At 43.2% G+C, this 17,647-nt stretch carries 8 protein-coding genes; 1 reads left to right on the forward strand and 7 read right to left on the reverse strand.

Going from position 1 to position 17,647, the window contains the following annotated elements; all coding sequences use genetic code 11:
* The 7 genes from GJV22_RS00005 to GJV22_RS00035 all read right to left on the reverse strand — a co-directional run.
* On the reverse strand, nt 1-424 hold a 424-nt coding region (locus GJV22_RS00005), incomplete at its 3' end, for an MFS transporter (protein ID WP_205461697.1).
* A 323-nt stretch (nt 425-747) separates the two neighbouring features.
* Nucleotides 748-3,474: a glycoside hydrolase family 2 protein gene (locus GJV22_RS00010; RefSeq protein WP_163706914.1), complete on the reverse strand. Its 2,727-nt coding sequence runs from the start codon at nt 3,472-3,474 to the stop codon at nt 748-750.
* Nucleotides 3,475-3,510: 36 nt separating this feature from the next.
* Nucleotides 3,511-5,091 (reverse strand): glycoside hydrolase, encoded by a 1,581-nt coding sequence (locus tag GJV22_RS00015; RefSeq protein WP_163706917.1) that lies wholly within the window; start codon nt 5,089-5,091, stop codon nt 3,511-3,513.
* Nucleotides 5,092-5,100: 9 nt separating this feature from the next.
* Nucleotides 5,101-6,741, reverse strand: coding sequence for a glycoside hydrolase (locus GJV22_RS00020; protein WP_163706920.1), 1,641 nt, complete (start codon nt 6,739-6,741; stop codon nt 5,101-5,103).
* Between the two features lie 92 nt (nt 6,742-6,833).
* On the reverse strand, nt 6,834-8,435 hold the full coding sequence (locus tag GJV22_RS00025; RefSeq protein WP_163706923.1) for a RagB/SusD family nutrient uptake outer membrane protein: 1,602 nt from the start codon (nt 8,433-8,435) through the stop codon (nt 6,834-6,836).
* A 19-nt stretch (nt 8,436-8,454) separates the two neighbouring features.
* Nucleotides 8,455-11,499: a SusC/RagA family TonB-linked outer membrane protein gene (locus tag GJV22_RS00030; protein ID WP_163706927.1), complete on the reverse strand. Its 3,045-nt coding sequence runs from the start codon at nt 11,497-11,499 to the stop codon at nt 8,455-8,457.
* Nucleotides 11,500-11,562: 63 nt separating this feature from the next.
* Nucleotides 11,563-13,008, reverse strand: a complete 1,446-nt coding sequence (locus GJV22_RS00035; protein ID WP_163706929.1) for a hypothetical protein — start codon at nt 13,006-13,008, stop codon at nt 11,563-11,565.
* 275 nt (nt 13,009-13,283) lie between these two features.
* Between GJV22_RS00035 and GJV22_RS00040 the strand changes: the two genes are divergently transcribed.
* Entirely contained in the window at nt 13,284-17,393 is a 4,110-nt protein-coding gene (locus GJV22_RS00040) for a hybrid sensor histidine kinase/response regulator transcription factor (protein WP_163706931.1), read from the forward strand.
* Nucleotides 17,394-17,647 lie beyond the last annotated feature (254 nt).

Genomic DNA, 17,647 nt, shown 5'->3' on the forward strand with positions numbered 1-17,647 from the left:
ACACCAATTTCCCCCGCTTTTCTGCCGGAGCAATTTCGGCAATGTACATAGGCGAAATACCGGAAGCGATCCCGATCCCCAGTCCTCCGAGTAATCGGAAAAAAATAAATGGAGTTATTTGATTTACAATACCTGTCCCAAGAGCTGAAGCCGTAAACAAAAATGCTGCTACAATCAGCGGATTTTTACGACCGAAATGATCGGCCAAATATCCCGAAACTGCAGCCCCAAACAAGCAGCCAATTAAAGCACTGCTCATAACCCACCCCTGCATATTGGGACTATTAGCTATGTCGAAGAAACGCTCATAAAAAGGCTTCGCACCACCGATCACCACCCAGTCATAGCCGAACAGCAATCCCCCCATAGCCGAAACCATCGTAATACCCAGAATAAACTGGTTGTTTAGTGTTGATTTTTTCACTGGTTCACTTTTTAAGTTATAGGTCAAAAATACTAAGGGACGAGGTGTGAAGCAATGAACAATTCTATCCAAACATGGATCATATTATCATTAACTCCTTTTAAATAAAAACGAAAAACACCCGATCCGACAAAACACACAAAACTACAACACAACACATTAAAAGAATATTATTAAAAAAAAAACACCGGAGACAAACATTAACGTTCCACCCCTATATTATCAAAAACCAGATCATATCGACCATCTAGTTTGCAGCCGATGTGATCCGGTTAATTTACCAGGCATTTCCTACCTGCAAAACAAATGAAGTGCTGAACCGCCTATTCCGCATTCAGCAACCCAAGTTGCTTTATGCTTAGTTCATTTGTCGGCTCAAAAGCATCGCTCTCCATATACTTCTCCAAACTGTAACGCAATTGTTTTGCCGCCGAACGATTCTCCAGGTTCTCACTTAATTCCATCGAGCTGAACAACAATTTACCTTCACCGACTTTTGCTTCAAAGAGGTTGGTTAGATTTCTGTTCTTAAAGAAATTATCCACAACCCTAATAATTGGCTTTATCGGAAGATCACCAAACTCAAGCGTCCTTGATTTTTTGCACAAATCCCACCATTGCCAGTTGGTATAAGAGTCGGTTGGGAAGTAATTGAAAGCCGGGTTTTCGGCATCAATCAACAAGCCCATCGTTCCGGGTTGATCCGGGAAATGTACTGGACTCCAGAATACGGGAACAAACTTGCCTTCCAAGCCTTTAATTTCTTTCAAATCAGGATTTAACAACACTTTATTACCAGCGGCCAACGCTTTTTGCGCTTCTGCAAAAGAGCGGGTAACAACCAGCTGATCGTCTTTCACCTCGCCTGTAGTTTCCGGATAAATCCAAACAGGCCAGCTGTTCGTATAGGCTGTCCCAGATAACGAAAGGCGAAGTGTGTATTGAGCAGCTTCTTTGATATCCGCCAATTTGAACTCGGCAGTTCCCAGTTTCGATGTTTTGCCTTTCACAATTTCATCAGCTATTAAGCCTGATTTTTGGACAACAGCACCTTTTTCATCCACCAATTCTAAATCTATATTCTGATTTTTCAGTGTTTGAAAATGGTTGGCAACGCCAAACTCAAGCATGATTGATTCCGTATTCCGGTAAACCGCTTTTTCCATCCAAATAAGAGGTACAAGCTCTGAGCAAAATGTTCTGAATTCGGTGGAATCGACAATTCCTTTCGAGTCCCAGAATGCATCAAGCAAACCTACCAGAGCTGTTCCCTGCCCCGGGAAATCGTGCAAATCAAGTAGTTGAAAACCGGCAATTCCAACCGTTTTCAATGCTCTTTCAATTTCCTCTTTGTACAGCAGTTTTGCCAGGTTTCCACTAGCCATCAGGTAATCGTCAGCCAGATCAATCAAACCCTTCTCTTCCAAATCCTTCCGTACTGCCTTAAAGTTGACAGGCTCCAAAACGCCGGTATATTTATCAATCTCCTTCAAATTCGGATAAACTGAATACTGCCCGATCTCGTGCGTGATCAGCGGCACAGGCAAACCGGTAACAGACTGCGTATAGTCGGTCCGGAAGTTTGGATACTCCGCATCAAAAACTCCTTGTCCGCGCACCCAACCTTTGTCGGTGTATTGCGTGATGAAGAAATCATCAACGGATTCCGGCACCAAGCCATGTCCTTTTTGAAATGTAAAGGTTGTTGTTGTATACAAATGGCGTTTATCTTGTTTCTTCAATTCCAAAACTAAATCTGTCAAGCGTTGGAAATCACCTTCCAACTCATTCCCCATCGACATAAAACAGAATGAAGGATGATTGCCGTAGGTATGGATGATTCGTTCCGCTTCTGTGCAAATAAAATCGGCCGATGGAGCGTCTTCTCCAAACTTGGTATTCCAGTTAGGCGCTTCCACCTGCAAATAAACGCCAAGCTTATCCGCAGCGCTAAAAGCAGCTTCCGGCGGACACCAGGAGTGAAAACGAATATGATTGAGGCCGTATGCTTTTGCAGTTTTGTAAAGCTTGATCCACTCTGCCTCATTCAACGGAGGATGTCCGGTTAAGGGGAATATGCTGCACTCCAGCGTACCTCGTAGAAACAAGGGATCTCCATTTAATTCCAGGCTTTTGCCTTTTGATACCAACTCACGGAAACCAAAAGTCTTGCTTTCAGTTTGGATTACTTTCCCATCTGCAAGCAGATTTGTTTCCAGCGTATAAAGTGTAGGAGAAAATTCGTCCCAGCTCTTTACCGGCTCTTCCATTTTAAGCACATACATATCTGCGGCATCTGGATCAAAACTCTTTGAAGCAACAGTTTTGCCGTTTTCATCTTTAACTGCCATTTGCAATTGCATACCGGTCGCAAATGATCCACCAACTTTTACACGAACACTCTGATCGGGCAAACTCGGGAAAACCCGAATATCAGTCAACGGTTCCTCTTGATAAAAATGCACTGCAAAATCACCCAAAATTCCGTTCCATTTAATCTGGGTTTCATCAGTATAAGCATGTGCCATATCTACATTATTCAAATCAAACTGACGGCTGTTGTCAATGCAAATCAAAAGCTCGTGCTCACCCGGAGCCAGGTACTCGGTTAAATCGTATTCATGAGGAACACAAAGGCTATTGGCCTCGCCAACCAGCTTACCGTCAACATACACTTCCGATTTCCACATCACACGCTCCATCTTCAAAATGCTTTTTGTAGCAGGCTGAAGTTCCGGAACAGTGATCGTTCTTTTGTACCAGGCCTTTCCCACATATTCGTGTTTCCGGTACAAATGAAGCATCACTTCACGTTTCAATTCAGGCTGAAGGCCCAGCGGTTTTCCAATTCCAGCCTCATCCAGTGTTCCGGGTAGCGAAACTGTCTGGGTAAAATTAAGCTGATCGATTTGCGCTACATTTGTCGAATCGAGACACAATTCCCACTGTCCCGACAAATCGATTGATTGATCCGGCTCCAGTGTACACGATCCGAGTAAGACGATACACACTATTGCAAACAGTGCTTTTGTTTTGATTAAATGTTTCATTGTTAGTAATAATTTTTGGGTCATATTTTTTGCTTTCTATTTTTTGCTGAAACACAATGTCGATACAGAACGAGGTCGAATTTCAATCTTCTCCGGGGAGACTTTAAGTCGTTCCAATTTGTGTTCTTTATCTGTGAGATACATTTTTGTTGAAGTTGCCCCTCCTGTTGAAGTGGAGTCAATCGTAAATGCTGATTCTGTTGTGTTCACAATTACCACAACTAACTCTCTCCCATCCGAAGACTGATATGCTGAAACCATCAGGCCATCGTCATGCGCTAAATTATTTATGCCATCCAGACGCGCTTCCACCCGAACCATCCCTGGCCGAATAAAACGAGAATAATTTCCGAAGGCCCACATGAGTTTGCTATCTCTTGCAATTCCATCCTTTTTTAGGCTCTCAGTATCGGCTCCCATTGCACCGGTTACGTCTTGGGTGCCCGCATCTAAATACACTAAGCCATCTTTAAAATCGAACTGCGACAAAGCGGTCCACCATTGCCACGACCGTGCATTACAAATGGTGAGATCGTTGTGTATAATCCGGGCCACAAATAAAGCTGTAGGCATTTCCAAATCCCGTTTCCAGCCACCACCAATCTCATCATTCGCTTCCAGCACGCAGTACTCGCTTTCCCAATAGCCAATTTCCGGATTAACTTGCGCCATTTTCTCTGCCAATTCCTCCCGGCTTTCAACCTGTGCTTTAACTGGCCATACCGAAAAATAACTGTGTCCCGAAATAATCGGTTCCACATTGGCTAGGTTTCCCAGGTAGTATGGAGACGATTTTGACCAGAATACTTCCATTTGATTGTCCCGATCATCCTTTTTCACATAGGAACTGATATGATCTATCGTTGCTGCTTCTCCGGCAACAATCTTTGTTTTCAGGTTCCGGCGAACAAGTTCTTTGGAAAGTAAATTAATGTAGTTGTATAGTTCCTGATTTAAGGCTGGAGTTCCTTCCTGGTTACCTTGATCCCAGTCCCATTGTGGTTCATTAAAAGGGCTAATATACTCGAATGTTATTTCTTCATGTTCTTTGAAGTGCTGCAATACTTCAGCCAAATAAGCCGCATAATCGCCAACACAATCCGCTTTTACATTGAATCTGATATCTCCTTCTGAAGCAAATCCTTTTCCGTTTCTGGCATACTGAACTGGCGCAGCAATGGTAAAGGCCAAGAATTTGGACACCCCCCGTTCTTTGGCTGCATTTAGAAACCAACGTTGTCCTTCGTATTTGTTCCAATCCCAATCACCTTGTGGCGACAAAAAACTTTCGCCTCGGCGCCATTCGTTGGCAATTCCAGATTTATTCCCCTGCTCAGCAGTTCCGGCAGCTAAATAGAACCGCCACAACGACAAACCAATGCCTTTGGGATTTCCGTTTTCATCGGTTTCAGAACTGAAAAGCCAATCGGCAATTTGTTCTTTTTTGTCAATCGGCCAGTTTTTGCCTACAAACTGGCAACGCCAGGCATCCGACGCTCCAAATCCATCGATTGTTTGGAAGCGGACATCGGGATTGACATTCAAGCTCAAACGTTCCTGCGAAAAACTCAACAAGGCAAAGCCAACAGACAATGTACAAAGCAGTATCTTTTTCATAGCTGATTTTTAATTTTGAATCGTGCATTTAGCCGTTACTACCGATCTGCCAGGAATAGTCATTTGGTTGACATCCATCTCGAAGCGCCTCAGGCTTTCATTTTCCGAAGTAACGTAACATTCCAACGTATTACCGTTCAACTTCAAACCATTATCCAAATTACCAATAGTTACTTTTTGGTCTGACGAAGAGTAATTCAAAAATACCATGATCAATTCATTCGTCTGCGCATCCTTGTATGCCGATAACATCAAATGCTCTGCCTGAAAATCTTCAGACTTGGGAACAGACAAACCGGCTCTTACCCGCACCATTCCCGGACGTACAAAGCGGGAAAAGTTTCCCAGAGCCCAAAGCAATTTTGATTCGCGGTAATTTCCGTCGTACTTCAATGTTTCAGCATCCGGCTGGTCGGGACCGGTAATTCCGTTATTCCCGTTATCCAGATAGATTAGTCCATCTTTGTAGTCGTATTGCGAAAGCGCAGTCCACCACTGCCACGAGCGGGCATTGGCCAGTGTTAAGTCGAAATGAATCACACGCGCAACATATAAAGCGGTGTTGATTGACAAGTCACGATTCCATCCGCCGCCAATATCACTGGTGTTTTCCAAAATAGAAAATTCCGATTGCCAAAAACCAAGTCCTCCCGGAGCCGTCGCCAACTTTGCGCCCAATTGCTGCCTTTTCGAAATCAGGGTTTGATTCGGGTAAGTTGTGAAATAACTGTGCCCGGAGATGCAATTCAGCACATTGGGCAAATTTGCAATTGAATTGGCAGAATTAACAGAGAAAAAGTCATCAATCTGATTTTCGCGCCCTGGCTTTCCTGCACTTCCGTACAGAAAATCCAGTTCGGCAGCTTCACTCACTATGATTTGAGTATTCAATCCGGCCTGAGTTAGCTTGGCGGATATTTGACGAACTAAATTTGCCACTTCGGCATTTGTGGCTGGAGTTCCCTCCTGCCCGTTCCCTGTCCAATCCCACTGGGTTTCATTTACCGGACTCAGATAATCAAAGGGAAACCCCTGTTCGTCAAAATGAGCCATCACATTTACCAGGTAATCGGCGTAATCTCCCATCCGGCCGGCCTCAATATTCATGGCACCGTCTGCAGGAGCATAGGCCAGTCCGTTTTGGGTATAAAAAACCGGAGCGGAAATTGAAAAGGCAAGAAAATGCTCGACACCTCGGCTTTTTGCCGCATTTAGGAACCATTGCTGTCCCTGGTGCTTATTCCAATTATAAGTTCCATCTTCGTTTAAGAAACACTCTGCTCTTCTCCAATCACTTGTAATCCCGCTTGCTGCGCCTTGCTCGGCACTGCCAGCTCCAAGGTAGAAACGCCACATCGACAAGCCAATTCCTTTCGGCGATCCATCTTCTTTCAACTCCTTACTGAACAACAAATCTGCGATAGCTTCTTTCTTGTTGTCCGGCCAATTCTCACCGACAAACTGACAACGCCAGGCGTCGGAAGCGCCAAAACCATCAATTTCCTGGTATTCCACCGAAGGATCAATATAAATGAGTTCTCCCCAATCTGATGATTCGTCGCCCGGTTCTAAATCGGCATCCTTACCGCAGGAAACAAAGAAAATACCAATGGCAATCAGGAAGAAATAAAGCTTGCTTATATCGCGCATTTTGTAGTTGTTTTTGTGAATTTGTAATTCGTGGTGAGAAATAGGTTCCGGCAATCATACTAATTGACCGGAACCACTATTTTCTGAACTTACTAATAGCCCGGATTCTGTGAAATTACTCCATTACTCCGGTCAATTTCACTTTGCGGAATAGGCCAAAGTTCATGACGACCTTCAATGAACATGGTTCCCTTATCCTGACGTTCCTCGGGATGATTCAACTCCCACTCGTCAGTGCTTTCCTCCAGGTTGTATCTTACAAATGAACCGTTTGGCCCCATTACCAGGTCAATTCTTGGCTTACTGGCTACCGGATCAATTTCACGTCGCAGATCGTATAAACGCATTCCTTCATTCGCCAGCTCCAAACGTCGCTCTTTCCAGATCGCATATAACAGTTGGTTTCCACTCAAACCGGTTTTTGCAGGCAATTCGGCACGTTCGCGCACCACATTGATATCGGCCAGTGCATCCACCGGACGATTTAAGAAATATGCAGCCTCGCCACGTGTCAAATACATTTCGGCTAAACGCAGGAAAATATAAGGTAGTGGTACGTGCTGATCTTCAGTTGTTAACTGGCGGCGCATTGCCAATGGCACATAAAACTTCCGCCAAACACGACCAGATTTGTTCTGATCAAGTGAGAACTGGTAATTCGAATTCTCCTCATCTCCATAAACGGCCTCGCCCATTCGACAAATTGTACTTAATCTACGAATATCGTCACCTTCAGACAGATAAGCTTGTTCCAGATTTGAAGTTGGAACACACCATCCCCATCCGTCCATGCTGTTATCCGGATCATCCCAGCTCTGTCCGCGTGCCTGCATGATTGTTGCAAAACGACTACCTAATGCATAGGCTTGGTTACTGCTGGATTGCCATTCAAAAATTGATTCCACCCCGTTGTGATTATAGACACTCCATACATTCACAAACTCAGGCTCCAGAGAATATTGTCCTGATTTGATTACCATATCAGCATAGTCATATGCATTCTGATAATCCTGCGTAAACAGGTAGGTCCGTGCCAACAATGCCTGTGCTGCGCCTTTGGTTACCCGACCGATATTCATTCCGGTATAACTAGCTGGCAACGCTTGCTCGGCATCTTTTAAGTCGGCAATTATTTGCGTGTAAACCTCGGCTTTTGGCGAGCGAGTTAAATTCAACCCATCAGTACCTGTTGGTTCCAAAATTAACACCACATCACCCCAGTTCTGTACAAGCTCCCAGTAGTTGAAAGCCCGGAAAAACTTCGCTTCGCCCAGATAACGCTGCTTCAAATCCTCAGCGATATCAGCTTCGGCAATTCGTTGAATTGCAATATTACAAGCCGAAATATTGGAATACTTACTTACGTAGAAGTTATTGAGCATTCCCGGAGCATTTGAAGCCGTGATAGAATAGTGTGCGAAAGGATAAGAGTCGCCGCTGCCTTGAGTCAGGTTCCCCATCCAGGCATCATCGGTAGCCATTTCGTTGGAAATACGCACCCATTGCTTCCACCATTCTTCAATATTGCCAAAACCACTGTAGATTCCGTTCACAAAGGCTTCACATTCCGCCTCATTTGCAAAATAATTATCCAGGTTTTGCGTACCCCTCTGTTCTGTTTCAATAAAATCCTCACACGATGTTGCCATTAACAACACACAGGACAGGAATATATAGATAAATTTCTTATTCATGATTAATCTGGTTTATAGGTTAAAATGCCACGTTTACACCAACTAAATAGGTTGGAAGAACAGGATACTGCCATCCTCCAAATCCAAGATCTAGTACTCCTCCGGAAACTTCTGGTTCAATTCCATCATAACCGGTAACAGTCAGAATATTTTGACCGGATACATAGAAGCGACATTTAGATAATCCCCATTTGTTGACCAATGAGCTTGGCAGGGTGTATCCCAGCTGAATGTTTTTCAAACGAGCAAAAGAGCCATCTTCCACGTAGAAATCACTGAATTTGATGTAGTTTTCATTATTGTCGACATGTGATATTCTTGGGATTGAGTTGCTGGTGCCTTCGCCATGCCATGCTTTATTCAGTAAGCCAGACTCGACATTATTAGACGAACCAACAGTGCTGTATAAATTGCGTTTGTTCCAGTTCACCAATTCGTTGCCAACGCTGAAATAGATATTTGCACCAAAATCAAAATTCGCATACGAAACATTCAGGTTCAAACCCCCGGTGAAATCGGGCCAAGGGCTACCAAGCTTCACTCGGTCGTCACCATCCAATACGCCATCGTTGTTGGTATCGACAAACCGAATATCTCCAGGCTCTGCGACAGGTTGCAATAAGGCGCCATGCTCGCTTGAGTGTGAATTAATTTCAGTTTGGTTTTGGAATAGACCATCTGTTTTATAACCGAAGTAATAACCAGGAACGTCTCCCTCAACAGTTTTAGTTCGTTCGCTGGCACCATAGATTACTGGTGTAATATCAGGAAGTTCAGTTGCTTTAACTCCCACTGTCATCAATGTTAAACCAATATCATAACGCAGTTTCGATACATTGCCATGGTAATTCACTGAGATATCCCATCCTTTTGATTCCATTGAACCTACGTTCGTCCAGATTCGTGCATCATCAGGAAATCCACTGTAGTTCGGATAAGGCAACTGGAAAATCATATCGCGGGTTTTCTTCTTATAGTATTCCACCGAACCATCAAACTTAGAATCGAACAATGTGAAATCAACACCGAAGTTGTAATCTTCAACCGTTTCCCATTTAATATCCTCATTCTTCATACTGGTTGGGTAAGTAGTGTTAACCAAATCACCTTCACCCGGACCCAAAATATAGTAGTACTGACCAATGCTTGAATTGTACACATTAGCCGGCAAGCCCTGGTTACCCAGTCTACCCCATCCAGCTCTCAGTTTCAGGTCATTTACAAAGGATGCACTTTCCATGAAGGATGCATTCGACATTCTCCATGCAGCAGATACCGATGGGAAAGCAGCCCATTTATTATTCTTCATGAATTTTGATGAACCATCAACACGGTAACTAGCTGTTAGGTAATACGTACTTTCGTAGTTGTAAGAAATACGACCAAGGAACGATTCAATTGATTCTTCCCAACTGTTTCCGCCTGTTTCTGGATTCTCAGTTGCCGCATTCAGCTCGCGCAACAAATCGGTATTATTTGGAATACCTTCTTTGGTTCCCCACAAATCCGTCCCGCTCCATTTTTCCAGAGTAGCACCAACCATGGCTGTAAAATCATGCTGATCTCTTTTGATGTTGTATGTTGCGGTGTTCGACCAGTTCCAGTACAAATCTTTTGAGTGGTTACGTTGAACCATATTGATTTGTCTGGACTCGTGCGCTTCGTCGATCGAAAAATCAGGTTGAAAATCATCTGATTCGTTAAAACGAAAATCGCCACTCAGTTGTGATCTCAATTCAAGCCCGTCAATAATTTTGATTCCCAAGTAAGCATTTGAACCCAACGCATAGTATCCACCGGTTCCAAAATTACGCGCATCGCGAGCAATCGGGTTCCAGGTATAAGTGTAGTAAGAACGCTGGAAGATGCTGAACTCATTTAATCCCGCCTGCTGATCTTCCGGACGATAAATAGGTGTAATCGGATCGATTAGCAAATAATCCTGGTACCAATCCGGCGTATTGTGCCAATACTCGCGGCGTGGGTTTAATGTGATTCCGGCAGAAACAACATCTGAAAATTTCCAGTCGTTACTAATGCGAGCAGTAAATTTCTGCCAATCGCCACTGTTATAGAAAGATGACTGATCGTAATAGTTCAAGCTAACTGCATATTGGCTCTTTTCGTTACCACCTGTAGCCTGAAGACTAAAGTTCATTTGAGGAGAGTATTGATCAACACCAGCTCCCCACCAATCGGTACCTTTACCTAAAGATGCCGGATCGGGAAAGCGTTCAGGAATTCCTGAAGTTGCCAGTGATGCATTCATGATTTGAGCATACTCTGATGCATCCGCCATATCGTATGGCTTACTGAAAGACTGAACACCATAAGTTAAATCGACAGAAAAGCTTGTTTTTCCGGCTTTACCGCGGCGGGTTGTAATCAGTACAACACCGTTTGATGCGCGGCTACCATAAATTGCTGAAGCCGAAGCATCTTTCAAAACCTGGATACTTTCAATCTCATTCGAGTTCAAAAAGTTCAGGTTGTTTCCCATTGGAACTCCATCCACTACATACAATGGATCTGTACTCAGGTTCACCGAGGTGAAACCACGAATCAGTACCTTCGGAGCAGCGCCTGGAGCGCCACTACCGGCAATTACCTGAACACCGGGAGCTTTTCCCTGCAAGGCTTCAACCGGGTTACCAACGGTCATCTTCTTGATTTCTTCACCTTTAACCGAAGTTATCGAACTGGTTAAGTCGCCTTTCTTGGCTTTACCGTAACCAATTGCAACAACCTCTTCCAATCCAACTGTTTCCTCCTCCAATGTGACGTTTATAACTGCTTTCGTAACGGGAATCTCCTGTGGTTTCATCCCCACAAAAGAAAAAATCAAGGTCGAATTATCAGATAAATTATTGATCACGTACGTTCCTTCAAAATCAGTAATCGTACCATTTGTGGTTCCTTTCAGGATAACCGTTACTCCGGGAAGAGGTTCTCCCGACTTATCGGTCACCTTACCGGAAACCTTTTGTACCTGTGCGCTCACGGCTCCCCCAGCAAAAACAAAGGCCAGGAAAAGCAATAAACATTTGAAATATCTTTGTTTCATAATGAATCGATTTGTAAATAAATAATTTGAAATTTGTCTGCAACGTTCCTCACTGACTTACAACTAAGGCACCCTTACTGCTTTCGCCCTGTTCAGATGGGTATCAAACACGATTTTGTAGTTAGCTTTTGCCGGAACCAAAATCGACAAATTATCCCCCCCGTTCTGCACTGTTTTTTCCGGGTTGGTTTTACTATCGAACCGCCAGAATGGTGATGTCCACCAGCCCCAAGGATGATGCCCGTCAAAAATGAGTTCAAATGTTCCTTCCAACTCTTCGGTTCTTGACCAGATATATGGATTTTCCGGATCTTCAGTCATCTCTTTATTGGCGTTAGGGCCATCCCAACCCCAGCCTGTTGTATTTTGGAAATCAGTCCAGCCAACTCCAACTAATGACAGCTCACCAATATATAATCCTGCATTAATCTCATCCTCATTGTCGGTAATGTAGACGTAATCGCGGTATGGCTTATCAGTTGGCTCGTACTGAGCAACTTCATACTCCATGGTTTCCAGGTTAAAGTCGATTTGATAATATCCTTTTTCGGGCAATACAATAGGCATTGCCTCGCTTGGACTGTTTATCAGCTTGTTAGAATTATTCGGATCAACGCCATAGCAATGTGGAGAGAAACTTGACTTTTGCGGCAAGAACTTAATCTCGGTATTCGCATGATCGGCATAATATTTTGCTCGGAAAGTAAATGGTGCCATTTTGTCGATAAGCATCGGCACACCGAACAAGTCTGTTGTTAAATCGGCCTCATTCTGAATATCAGACAAATACATTTTGTCGTAGTCGGCCGAAACCTTTACAACAATATTTTGCGACGTTATATTACCAGCCGTGTCAGCCACCATAAAGGCAAAGTCGTAGGCGGCCGGATCCGCCGGCAAATCGAGCGTACGCTGATAGTTGTACGTTGTTGTCAAGCCAGACTCGAACGAAATACTATCGTAAAAATCCAGGTTTTCTTCTTTTACAACAAAATACCCAAGTCTTCTCGAATCACTCATTGTACATGAGATGTCCAACGGATTGGGAGTAACGGTTGGCAAGACGAGTCCGTCAACAGGAGATGCGATCGCAAGTGTCGGAGCAATAAAGTCGCCATCCATCTTAACCACAACATGCCAGGTAACCGAACGGTCACCGACATTTGTTACAGTAATAATTACCTGATCATCTGAGCTGGGAGAATCGGCCGGAACGATAAAATCGTACCACATTTCATAGTCTTTAACCAAAGAATCCGTTGAAAAAGAAATAGTCTTATCGAGATACCAGCTTTCGTTATTCAGGTTTATCGACTTCAGGCCTACTTCATCTTTAACGTTTCCTTCAATTCGAATACCCCGGCCTTGTACCGTATGAATAGTGGAAGCATATAATGTTATGCTTGGATCATTCGTCACCTCCGGGAAATCAGGCCCATCATCTTTACAGGCTGATAAACCAACCAAAATTGCAAAGATTAAGAAATACAATAATCTCTGTGATTTCATAAGTTTTTAGTTTTAAAGAATTAGTTATTACAAAGTGCTTAATACACGATGAATAAAATTACATACTCCACCTGGCCCCGGAAGATAGGCTGATTGGTCACACCAATACCACTGAACTCAAATGCATACTTATCAACACATTACAAACAAGACAGAACAATCCACCCCCTCAACTTGACTAATAAACCACCTGCGGAAACAACTCTAATTTCACCGAATTACCAATTTATCCCCTACATTTGGATTTAATAAGAACCGATAAAACCGAAAAGGCGATGACATTGACCAAACGAAATGCATCTGGGCTAATCCTTATTCTCTTAGTGAACTTGAATTTGGGTGTTGTAGCTTCGTCTCCGCTTGATGTCAAAAATCTCTACCTCGAAGTCATATCAACAAAAGACAACCTGCCCAACAGCGTAATCCGACAAATTGAACAGGATTCACTGGGATTTTTATGGTTCGGTTCCAATGATGGCTTATTTCGTTATGACGGACTGAATTACAAGATCTACCGAAATATATCCGACAAACCGACCTCACTGTCATTTAACTACTTAAATGACATGCACATTGACAAAAACGGCAACCCATGGATTATGACCTACAAATCACTGGACTGTTTAGATCTACGAAGCGGTTCTTTCACGCACTACTATCCTGCATCATCAACAACCAACAAACTGGATTTGAGCTCTTCTTATCAATTTGTAGTAACCCCCGAAAACCACATTTACCTGACGACAACCAATCTCGGCTTAATGTTTAAGGCAAATAATGATTCGGTCATCCACATTGTGGCACAAAATGATTCCACACTAAAAGAGCTCAATTCGAATCTAGAAGCGATAGCTTACCACAATCACAACCTCTACATCGGGAAAAAATTCGAGGGGATATACAAAGTACAATTAGACGATACAGATTCTAAAATAGAAGGTATTGAGTGCATTATAAACTCGAGCCATGCCGAGACATTTACAATTAAAATAGAAGCTAATGGGCGGTTATGGACTGGTACATCTGAGGGATTGATAAAATACGATCCGATACGCAAAACTGCAACGAAATATGAATACAATCCGTCATCCAACCTTTTTCTACCGGACAAAGAGATCATGTCTCTGCTCGTTGATCAACGGGAAAATCTTTGGATTGGTACCAGAGAGAACGGACTCAGCATCGTTCCCATTCGTGAGATTGAAGAGAAAGGTGACAAGGCTATTGGTACAATGTATGCCCCAACCCAATTTGAAGGAAGTTTGGTCAACAGGTGTATCAACACTATTTTCGAAGATCATAACAACAATATCTGGCTGGGAACCTATAGCGGTGGTCTCGAATGGATTACCGAAAGCCGTAAGAAAATTCATTCGCTGCTTTATATCCCCGGACACCCTGAAAGCCCGTCGCACCCGAAAATTTGGGGAATTACGGAAGCCAAAGGCGGGAATATTTGGATGGGAACTGATGGTGGTGGTATTGATGTCTGGAATAAGGAACGCGGTATTATAAAGCGGATTAAGCATACATCTTCCGGTGGCGGGCTCAGCGACAACGCAATACTTTCGGCTATGACCGACCGGGATGGAAATTTGTGGTTCGGCACCTATCGCGGCGGTGTTAACCTGATCAATTCCTCGACCGGCAGCATCAAAGTGTATCCCCAAATACCAACAGCAACCCCAGGAGAATACGTATCTGACATTCGCTGCTTTTTTCAGGATTCGTCGGGGAAAATCTGGGTTGGAACAAACTGGAAAGGAGTTTCTATACTGGATAAACAAACTGATTCGTTTGTAAATATCCCGGAACTAGGGAACATTGATGTGCGCGCGATTAGGGAATCGAAAGGCGGGCAGTTTTGGATTGGTACACTGAGTCGCGGTTTATTTCTTTTTGATCCTGGAACCAGAGCCGTTAAAAATTACCGACATCTGCCAAACGACGAAAACAGCCTTCCCTCTGACGATATTTACGCTTTACTGGAGGATGCTTCCGATAGACTTTGGATAGGAACCCAATATGGCGGTTTGTGCTGTTTCGATCCGACAACGGAGAAGTTCACGACCTTTAATTCAAGACAAGGATTGATGAACAATACGATACTTTCGCTTCTTGAAGATTCTAAAGGATACCTGTGGCTAAGTACGAACGAAGGGATTTCCCGCTTCGACACTTCAACCAACCAATTCAACAACTATGATCACACAAACGGTGTCGTCCAAGGCGAATTTCAAAACGGATCAGCGATCGCTGCTTCCGATGGAACATTATACTTCGGCGGTTCCAATGGCTTGAACTATTTTGATCCTCGATATATTCAACCTTCAAACAGCACTCCCGAGGTAGTCTTTACAGAGCTCAAAATTTTTAACGAAACAATATCTCCGGGAACCGGCGTCATTGATGAAAATATTGAATTTACGCCGCAAGTAACATTGAATCATCAACAATCAGTATTCACAATAAGCTTCCAGGCACTTCAGTATCCAAAGGCCGGGAAATGTCAATATACCTACAAGCTCGAAGGATATGATGAAAAATGGAACCTCGCCGGAACAACCGGTTCAGCCACCTACAGACAACTACCAGCCGGCCACTACACTTTGATCGTCAAAGCATCAAACGAAGACGGCGTGTGGAGCCAAAGTACGGCTTCGATAAACATAGCAATCATCCCTCCGTTTTGGAAAACCGGCTGGGCATATTTTCTCTATTTAATCGCTATAGCAGTTTTAATTCGCACCTATTTTGTTTTCCGCATGAAACAGATCCGGGTGCAGAACCAACTGCAATACGAACAGAAAATCAGACAAAAGGAACAAAAAATACACTCTGAGCGACTCAAGTTCTTTACGAACATATCGCACGAACTTCGTACACCTCTGACTTTGGTTGAATGCGCAGTAGACGATTTGAGGAATTTACTTTCCCGCACCAGAAATATGAAAGTGCAGGAAGCACTGAACTCTGCAAGTTACCATTCTTCCCGACTGTTAGAGCTCATCAATCAGTTACTGGAATTCAGAAGAATTGAAACAGGAACGCCGCATATCAAGGTCGAAAAATTAAATCTAAACGCCTGGATGTCGTCCTACCTTGCCAATTTTAAAGAGTTAGCCGATTCAAAATCGATTTCACTAAAGATTTCGACACCTGTCAGAACGCTCGAATTGTGGGCGGACCCAGACAAGTTATCGATGATTATGAATAACTTATTATCAAATGCCTTTAAATACACCAAAGAAAAAGGCATCATTGAAGTACAAATTATCAACGAAGACAATGAAATTGTAATATTCGTCAAAGATTCCGGAGTCGGGATCTCCGCCAAATCACTCCCCCACATCTTCGATCGCTATTTTAAAACAGAAAGCGAATCAACGAGTTCCGGCATTGGCCTTTCACTCACGAAATCGCTGGTCGAACTTCATCAAGGACAAATCAACGTAGAAAGCATCCCTGCTAAAGGAAGCACCTTTGCAATCCGTTTCCGGAAAGGCAACAGTCATTTTAGCCCTGAACTAATTAAAACAAACGCTCCTGATCATGCCGCTAATTTAGAGATTGCAGAAGAACCCGAGATTAAGCTTAAGAACAACGAATCAGAGAAAAATATCATGCTCATTATAGAGGACAACTCAGATCTTTCTGCTGTGCTGGCTAACAGGTTCTCAGAGCTTTTCGACGTTCATGTTGCTGAAAATGGTGAAAAAGGTATATCACTGGCAAAATCAATTGTTCCGGACATTATCATTTCAGACATCATGATGCCTGGTATTCAAGGTACAGAAGTCTGCAGGCACCTAAAACAAGACCGCCAAACCAGCCATATCCCGATTATTCTGCTAACAGCCAAGGGGACTGTTGATGATGAACTCGTAGGGCTGGATACAGGTGCTGACGACTATATTTCAAAACCATTCAATTTCCGAATACTTGAAGCCCGAATAAATACACTCCTCCAGAACAGGGTTAAGCTTCACAATTATTTTAATAGTCAAAACATCAACACAGAAGTGCTGAATCCCCCGCCGGTAGATGAAGAAAATAAAGAACACGAGTTTCTTCAAAAAGTAGAGGATCTAATCCTCGAAAAATACTTAGACTCAGATTCATCCGTGTTTCAACTGGCCGAAGATCTCAATTTTAGTCGTTCTTCGCTTTATCGAAAGATCAAAATGCTCACAGACCTGTCCATCAATGAATTTGTTCGTTCAGTAAGAATAAAAAAGGTTGCCGAACTGATTGTCCAAAAGAATATTACCATATCAGAAGCTGCATACCAAGCTGGCTTTAACGACTTAAAATATTTCCGTGAGGCATTTGTGAAACAGTTTGGCACAACTCCTTCTGAGTATAAAAAGAAGATGAAAAAGTAGAATTTGAAAAACTGATAGTCAGTAAAAGCAGCCTGCCATGGACGATTACGTCTCACAACAGGCTGATTACCATTTGATCCTTGTCAATTTAGTAAACGACGTAGAATTCCTATTATTACTCCTCTATCAACTTTCAATAAAAAAAGCCCTTTCGGGCTTTTCTATCAGGAAGCTTTTTCCTTTTTGGGTTTTCCTTTTGAGGAGGTTTCTTTAGGAGTATCCGGTTCCTCTTCTCTGGACTGGTGGATATGCAA

The organism is Mangrovibacterium lignilyticum (assembly GCF_010882175.1).
In the GTDB taxonomy this organism is placed as follows: domain Bacteria; phylum Bacteroidota; class Bacteroidia; order Bacteroidales; family Prolixibacteraceae; genus Mangrovibacterium; species Mangrovibacterium lignilyticum.

Excerpts from the sequence above, each read along its gene's own strand:
- GJV22_RS00010 (WP_163706914.1), bottom strand. The coding sequence starts at position 3,474 with ATGAAACATTTAATCAAAACAAAAGCACTGTTTGCAATAGTGTGTATC.
- GJV22_RS00015 (WP_163706917.1), bottom strand. The coding sequence starts at position 5,091 with ATGAAAAAGATACTGCTTTGTACATTGTCTGTTGGCTTTGCCTTGTTG.
- GJV22_RS00020 (WP_163706920.1), bottom strand. The coding sequence starts at position 6,741 with ATGCGCGATATAAGCAAGCTTTATTTCTTCCTGATTGCCATTGGTATT.
- GJV22_RS00025 (WP_163706923.1), bottom strand. The coding sequence starts at position 8,435 with ATGAATAAGAAATTTATCTATATATTCCTGTCCTGTGTGTTGTTAATG.
- GJV22_RS00030 (WP_163706927.1), bottom strand. The coding sequence starts at position 11,499 with ATGAAACAAAGATATTTCAAATGTTTATTGCTTTTCCTGGCCTTTGTT.
- GJV22_RS00035 (WP_163706929.1), bottom strand. The coding sequence starts at position 13,008 with ATGAAATCACAGAGATTATTGTATTTCTTAATCTTTGCAATTTTGGTT.
- GJV22_RS00040 (WP_163706931.1), top strand. The coding sequence starts at position 13,284 with ATGACATTGACCAAACGAAATGCATCTGGGCTAATCCTTATTCTCTTA.